The 7,783-nt window shown below is 37.9% G+C and carries 5 protein-coding genes and 1 pseudogene; 2 read left to right on the top strand and 4 right to left on the bottom strand.

The window, feature by feature from the left end; all coding sequences use genetic code 11:
* Positions 1-872: cell wall-binding protein EntA (locus AC1DIT_RS26105; RefSeq protein ID WP_476998519.1), on the bottom strand; the 872-nt coding region annotated here is incomplete at its 3' end.
* Positions 873-1,528: 656 nt separating this feature from the next.
* On the opposite strand from AC1DIT_RS26105, the gene opuD reads away from it, so the two are divergent.
* Positions 1,529-3,043: a glycine betaine transporter OpuD gene (opuD, locus tag AC1DIT_RS26100; protein WP_016112584.1), complete on the top strand. Its 1,515-nt coding sequence runs from the start codon at positions 1,529-1,531 to the stop codon at positions 3,041-3,043.
* 254 nt (positions 3,044-3,297) lie between these two features.
* Positions 3,298-3,432 carry a hypothetical protein gene (locus AC1DIT_RS26095; protein ID WP_003205060.1) on the top strand — a complete coding sequence of 45 codons (135 nt, stop codon included), beginning with the start codon at positions 3,298-3,300 and terminating at the stop codon, positions 3,430-3,432.
* 357 nt (positions 3,433-3,789) lie between these two features.
* Here AC1DIT_RS26095 and AC1DIT_RS26090 read toward each other — a convergent pair whose 3' ends face one another.
* The 3 genes and pseudogenes from AC1DIT_RS26090 to AC1DIT_RS26080 all read right to left on the bottom strand — a co-directional run.
* Positions 3,790-5,001, bottom strand: coding sequence for a NupC/NupG family nucleoside CNT transporter (locus AC1DIT_RS26090; protein WP_016112583.1), 1,212 nt, complete (start codon positions 4,999-5,001; stop codon positions 3,790-3,792).
* Positions 5,002-5,624: 623 nt separating this feature from the next.
* Positions 5,625-7,337, bottom strand: coding sequence for a C40 family peptidase (locus AC1DIT_RS26085; protein ID WP_016132414.1), 1,713 nt, complete (start codon positions 7,335-7,337; stop codon positions 5,625-5,627).
* Positions 7,338-7,548: 211 nt separating this feature from the next.
* Positions 7,549-7,783: pseudogene (locus AC1DIT_RS26080) on the bottom strand (D-amino-acid transaminase); the annotation flags it as partial.

Below are 7,783 nucleotides of genomic sequence, written 5' to 3'. Positions count from 1 at the left end.
GATTTACGTCCCCATTTGTTAGCAGCTGAATCAGAGCCAACTAGAACGTCGATACGGTTACCTTTAATTGCGCCGCCAGTGTCACCAGCGATTGCTTCTCCGTAACCTTCTACCCATACTTTTGAYCCAAGTGGAATCACTTTCGGGTCAACAGCAATCATTTTCATGTTTGGATTCGCTGTTAGGTCATGACCCATTGCAGTTAATACACGACCACCATATGTGCCGCCATTTTCACTCGGATGAGCTGTATATGCTGTAGCTTCAACTGTTAGTTCACGACCACCAGAAGGAGTGTTTGTTTCTGCTGCTTTGACAGCAGGTTTAGYAGCTRGTTTTTCTTGTGCTGCTGGTGCTTTTGCCTCTGCTTTAGCAGGTGCTGCAGCTTGAGCAGGAGCAGGCGTTTCTTGTTTTTCAATAACAGGTGCTGTACCTGTTAAGAAAGGAACATGAACGTAAGCYGTTTTCCCATTATATTCGAATTGTAACCACTCATTTTGTACTTGGTTCGTTGTTTCGATCATATCGTCTTTCTTAAGCGTACCAAGAATTTCTGAGTTTGTGTTTGCTTCAGCACGTACGTTTAATACGTTTGCTGTTACGTAATAGATGCTTTTTRTAAATTCTGCGTTTACGAATGCGTCTTTACCATYTAATTTGATTTKTGACCATCCGTTTTCTGTATTTGTAACATCTAATTTATGACCATTTAATACTTTRCCTACAACTTGTGATTCAGTAGTTGGGTTCTCGCGTACATTTAATACSTCTGTTGTTACAACAGTTTCTGCTTTTGCAGAAGTAGTGAAAATCCCAAGACCAAAAACCGCTGCYGYTGCTATACCAATTAATTTTTTCATGATAGCCTCCATTSSSTTTGTTTTCGTGTCCTCATTATAGCAACAGTTTTTTWSGKRATTTRGGAWATCACACAATTACAAACSATTCGTAAYMAATCATTAATRCTYTGTAATATAGAAAGAAATAATAGAAAGCGGTTTTCATTCCGTGTTTTTAAGAGGTTTGATAGATATCTCTATTACCTATAGCACAGAGGATATTTTTCAACTGAGCTAATAATGTTACGCAGTTATTACGGTAGGTTTACTAAATGGTTACAATCCTTGAGTAATTCGTCGATTTGTGACTAAAATAGTTATATAAACATAAACAATTTGTTTGTGTATTCACAAAGAAGTGCTATATCCTTACAAAAACAACCGCATAATTGTTACAAAAAGAAAGAGCTGCCATCCGTAAATTTGGCTTTTTTCCAACTGTAACACACCTTTTTTGGGAAACACACTCCCATCCGCATCTATCTCGCACGATTTGGCGGTAACATCTCCATTTTATAATCCGAACGGTTATATGGAGGCTGAACTGTCCATAAGAATTCTAATTGGTGAAGGCTGATTTTAGAGAGCTGGAAGAAAATCACCGCAAGAAATATTTCACTCTATCCGATTTAACATATCGTAATTAGAGTCATTTTACGAAAAAAAGAAACCTACAAAAGGGGGATTTTATGAGGAAACTGACAAAAACATTTATTGTCTCATTAACATTATGTATTGCATTTACAATTTGGGGGATTATTCCCGAATCTATAATCGGAAAAGGTAATTTAGGAAATGTGACTACTGCAATTCAAACTGCATTAGTTAGTAAATTTGGTTGGTTCTATATCATTTCTGTTTCTGTTTTCTTAGGTTTAGCTATCTTTTTAATCTTTTCAAAATATGGTTCGATCCGTTTAGGGAAAGATGATGATAAGCCTGATTATAGTTATATGACCTGGTTCGCTATGCTCTTTAGTGCCGGCATGGGAATCGGTTTGATTTTTTGGGGAGTTGCGGAACCATTAAATCATTTATACGCACCGCCATTTGGGGAGAGTGCAACAGAAGAGAGTGCACGTCTTGCACTTCGTTTTTCATTCTTCCATTGGGGATTACATCCATGGGGTTTGTATGCACTTGTAGCACTTTGTATTGCTTATTTTACGTTCCGAAAAGGGAAACCAAGTACAATTAGTGCAACAGTTGGTTCTTTATTTAAGAGTGGTGAGCACGGACGGATCGCACATACGTTTGACGTATTAGCTGTATTTGCGACAGTATTCGGTGTTGCAACTTCATTAGGACTTGGAGCAAAACAAATTGCAGGTGGCCTTAGTTACTTAACATCTATTCCAAACTCATTAACAACGCAGTTAGTTATTATTGGGGTAGTAACGGTCCTATATATGTTATCTGCACAAACAGGATTAGATAAAGGGATTAAATATTTAAGTAATATAAATATTATTTTAGCCTTTGCACTTATGGCAATCTTATTATTTGCAGGTCCAACGAACTTTATTATGAATTACTTTACTTCTACAATCGGTTCGTACATTCAAGAGTTGCCAAGTATGAGCTTCCGTTTAAGCCCATTAAATGAGGGTGGTAACCAATGGATTCAATCATGGACAATATTTTACTGGGCATGGTGGATTGCATGGTCCCCATTCGTTGGTACATTCATTGCCCGTGTTTCACGTGGACGTACGATTCGTGAGTTTGTTATTGGTGTGTTGCTCGTTCCAACAATTATTGGTGCGCTTTGGTTCTCTGTATTTGGGGGAACAGGTATTCACATGGAGATGTTTGATGGAGCAAATATTTATGGACAAATTAAAGAGATGGGTACAGAAATTGGATTATTCGCTATGTTAGATCATATGGGCAGCATAGGACCAGCTTTATCTGTTCTTGCGATTTTACTGATTTCAACATTCTTTATTACTTCAGCAGACTCTGCGACATTTGTTCTTGGTATGTTAACGACAAATGGTAGTTTAAATCCCCCAAATCGTATTAAACTGGTTTGGGGTCTTGTTCAAGCAGCATTGGCAGCGATTTTATTATATGTAGGTGGATTAGAGGCATTGCAAACTGCTTCGATTATCGCAGCATTCCCGTTTGTATTTGTTATCTTCTTTATGGCTGCTTCCCTATTTAAAGAATTACAGAAGGAAGTTCGTCATCACCATAAATAATAGAAGGAAAGAGCTGATTTTGAATCAGCTCTTTTTTGGTAGGTTGTGCGAATTCCTGTTGATTAGCAGTTGTCGCAGGTTGTCGAATGGTCGATAAGTTGTGTCGAACCGCTGATATATTGTCAAAAGTAATCCATATTTTTGTCAAAAATTTGTCGGAAATGTGTTGTCACTTTTGCGTATATGTGCTATATTATTTCCTGTAAGCGATTTCAAATGGTTTTTAAGCGTATTCAAGGGGGACAACTAGAATAATGAAGCGTTACGAAAGAAAGTGGAAGCATATTTGTTTGAAACGTGTGGCACATCGCAGTGTCCAAGAAAACACGGAACCAAAGACTGAAGTGTCTAAAGAACAGCAAGAGAAGCAATTGGTTTTACAAAAATAGCAGTCACTTTTTCGTATATAAATGAAAGTAGATCGTTCGTTGGGGGATGGACGTGAAAATATTACTTTCGACTAAGGGGTATTGTCCGATATATAGATTTAAAGTAAAAATAAGCACAGAGCATACGGCGCTCTGTGCTTATTTTTTTAATCAAACGTTTGTTTAATTTTAAACGAGCCGCTGCCACTTTTACTTTTTAAACCTGACTGTCTTGTCCCATCCGATAATTTGTTTTTTATTTTTAGCGCGTAAGTATAGGAAGAGGCTTCTGATAAATAGGTACGTAAAGAGCTGGGCGTATGTGAAATACATTCATAAAAAAAGCTGACCCGAAAATTCGGATCAGCTCGATTTTTATTATAAGAACATCATACCTGCAACTGCTGCATTTAAGAAGTTCGCTAGTGTACCAGCGATTACTGCTTTAATCCCTAACTGTGCAATTTGTTTACGGCGAGAAGGAGCAAGTGTCCCTGTTACACCTAATTGAATTGCGATAGAAGAGAAGTTTGCAAAGCCACAGATTGCAAATGTTAAGATCATATTTGTTTTATCAGAGAAGTCTGCCATGTGTGGACCTAAGTTTGCATATGCAACGAATTCGTTGATTGCAAGCTTTTGTCCGATAAAGCTTGCTGCTTGTACAGCTTCGTTTGGTGAAACACCGATTAAGATAGCAAATGGAGATAGAATATATCCAAAGATTAAATCAAGGCTAAGTTTAATATGGAACCAAGATCCAACCCATCCTAATAGGCCGTTTAATACAGCGATTAATGCGATGAACGCCATTAACATTGCTGCAACGTTAATAACAAGTTGCATTCCTTCAGAAGCTCCGCGTGCTGCTGCATCGATAACGTTAGCATCTTCACGCTCTGTAGAAAGTTTTACATTGTTATCCGGTTTTTCTGTTTCTGGCATAATTAGTTTTGCAATTAATAGGCTTGATGGTGCTGCCATAATTGCTGCTGCTAATAAGTGCTCTAGCGGAATTCCCATTGCTGCATAACCAACAAGAACTGACCCAGCAACAGCTGTCATACCGCTTACCATAATCGTGAAGAATTCACTGTTGGTTAGACGTGCTAAGTACGGTTTAATTAAAATTGGTGCTTCTGTTTGTCCTAAGAAAACAGTTGTTACTGCATTTAAACTTTCTGCTTTAGAAGTGCCAAGAAGTTTGCTTAATGCACCACCAACGATACTAACGAACCATTGCATAATACCTAAATAATATAAAATTGCTACTAATGAACTAATAAATACAATTGGAAGTAGTGCTTGAATGACAAAAATGAATCCCCAAGGACCATCTTTATCTAATAAGTTACCAGCGACGAATTTAATTCCCTCATAAGAAAAATTGATTAAGCCTTGAACGCCGTCAGAAGCAACTTTTAAGCCAGCTTTTCCGGCATCCCATCGTAACACGATGAAAGAAAACGTAATTTGTAATGCTAGCGCGATTAAAATTGTGCGCCAATTAATAGCTTTGCGGTTGGAAGATAGTAAAAAAGCAACTGCTAAAATTCCAATCACGCCGCCAATTCCCCATAAAACATTCATGTAGTGTAAATCTCCTCTCTCATAGTAAAAAAGTATATATAACAGATGTCTATACTCTACGAAAATAGCATCTTAAGTAACTTATCACACCGGACATCAGAGGTCAAACGTCTATTGAAAAATTTTAATAGAAAGAAAATTCCTTAAGAAAACACATATCAATCTTATGGAGGTGAAATAGGTTATGCTTTTTAGGGGGATATATTCATTATTATAACGTTATGAGCTGTTTTTATAGAATATAGTGTATGAAATAAGAGGAGAGAAACATATTTGTAGAAATACGAATTAAAAAAATGATAAAGACTTTTCTTTTATAGGTAGGGAGAGAGCGTCCGGCCATGGATAGAAGCGGCCAGGGCCTTTTTTCGCCTCGTGCCGAATTGAAAACAAAAGGAGAAAAAGAGAGCAGGTCACCTTTTGTTCTTCGTAGCAGCGACTTATATGCAAAAAATCAAAAGGATTTATCCCGCATTAACGGGCAGTAATATTCCCACCTCAAAATGCGGTGAAAGCAAAGAGGTTAGGTGGGAGATCAACTGCCCGTAAAACCCCCACTGATTAAAGTTTCACTTTATATAAAAAGAGCCTTCTAGTAATCTAGAAGACTCTGAAACTATGACTTAAGGTGCTTTTGTATATCCTAAGAAGTGGCTGCTCCAGTAAGAGTTATTCATTGAAACAATTTTAACTCCGTTGTCACCAGCTTGAATAAATGATCCGCCACCAAGGTAGATACCCATGTGAGAAGGACCTGGCTTATAAGTGTTTTGGAAATAGATTAAATCGCCTGGTTGTGGATTTGAAGTTTTTGGTAGACTGCTCCAATATCCTGCTACAGTTTGACGGCTAACGTTGTGACCGAATTTGTTAAATACGTGGAAAATGTAACCACTGCAGTCAACGCCATTAGCAGAAGTGCCACCCCATACATATGGTACGCCTTGCATTGATTTTGCATATGCAAGAATAGATGATGTATCACCACTTGTGTTGCCTGCGTTGTTATTATTATTTTGGTTGTTGTTATTGTTACTGTTGTTAGGTTTATTGTCTACAGCGCCACCGACTGGTGTTTTAGATAGGAAACGAGTTCCTACATAGCCAGTGCGACCGTTGTAGTTAATTTTACTCCATCCATAATGTTCAGAAATAACTTGTACTTTTTGACCTTGTGGAAGAGCACCGATTACGCTGTAATTTGTACCTTCGCCGCTACGTACATTTAATGCGGCCGCATTAATGTAGTATTCACCAACAGAGGTTTGTGGTTGCTCAGGCTGGTTTGGTTGTTCCGGTGTCGTTGTGCCACCTTTAACAAATTTCACAAATTCGCTGCTTACATAGCCAGTTTTACCGTGATGATTAATTTTGTACCAACCATTTTCTACACCAATTACGTTTAATGTTTGACCGTTTAATACGCCGCCAAGTACACCGTGGTATGTAGCTGGGCCTGTACGAACACGTAATGATGTTGTATTAACAACATAAGTACCGCCAGTTTGAACAGTTACGTTGTTATTGATTTCTTGTTGTTGATCATTACCTTGGACAACATCGTTACTAGAACCACCTTTTGTTACGTAGTCCTTGCTAAGGTAAGCAGTTTGTCCAGCATAGTTAATTTTGAACCAATCTTGAACTTCGCCAACAACTTGTACAACTTGTCCTTTATGAATAGATCCTAAAACTGTATGAGAAGTGCTAGGGCCTGTACGGACGCGAAGAGAAGATACATTTACTGTATAGTTTCCGCTTGCTGCTTGAACATTGTTGTTATTTGAAGAACCAGCATTTGAAGAAATGCCAGATACGAATTGTCCACTAACATAACCAGTTTTGCCGTTATGGTTAATTTTAACCCATCCGTTTTCTATGCTAATAACTTGCAATGTTTGTCCTTCATATACACGTCCCATAATGGAACTAGAAGCATTTGGGCTTGTGCGAACACGCAATACATCAGCAGTAACTTTGTTTTTGCCACCTGTGCTTACGTTTGGTGTTGCACCATTTTTTGATACGAATTGTCCACTAACGTAACCAGTTTTACCATTATGGTTAATTTTAACCCAACCGTTTTCTTCACCGATTACGTTTAATTTTTGACCCTCATATACGCGAGAGATGATGTCGTGAGAAGTGCTAGCTCCTGAACGAACGTGTAATACGTCAGCAGTAACTGTGTAGTTTGAATTGTTTTGTGGTGCAGCTTGAACAGTTTGTGTAGCAGGCTTTTGTGTATTTTCAGGGGCAGCTTGAACGCTATCTAATGTCGGGGCTGCTCCTCCTGCTACAGACACTGCCGCAAGACCGGCAAGATATTTTTTCATGTTTTGTCGATTCCTTTCTGTCTGTAATATAGTAATGAAATATTTACCAACTGTTAAAAATTCTAAAAGGCATGTCGATTACTGTCAAGGCTTATGCGGTAATCTGAATATGTCAAAAATATTACGAAAAAAAAATCAGGGTGCATGCTCCACCTTGATTTTGAACGAAAATACATACATTATTTTATTGTGAAATTTAAAATGTTCGTGTTTAAGGTAATGAGATATTAGAAGTTGAAAAACTTTGGACAAATGTTTTTTGTAGTAGTTTGGTGATTGGCCCAACTTGCCCATTTTGGATGGCAGTTCCATCAAGATGTGTCATAGGCAGCACTTCTACAGTTGTTCCTGTAAAAAAGCACTCGTCAGCATTATAGACATCACGAATACTGAATAATTCTTCTTGAACAGGAATCTGTWGTTTATGGGCTAAGGAAAGAATATAT

This window comes from Bacillus sp. 05T22 (assembly GCF_056396765.1).
Note: the sequence above shows the minus strand (reverse complement) of the source record. Positions and strands in the feature narration are given on the sequence as shown.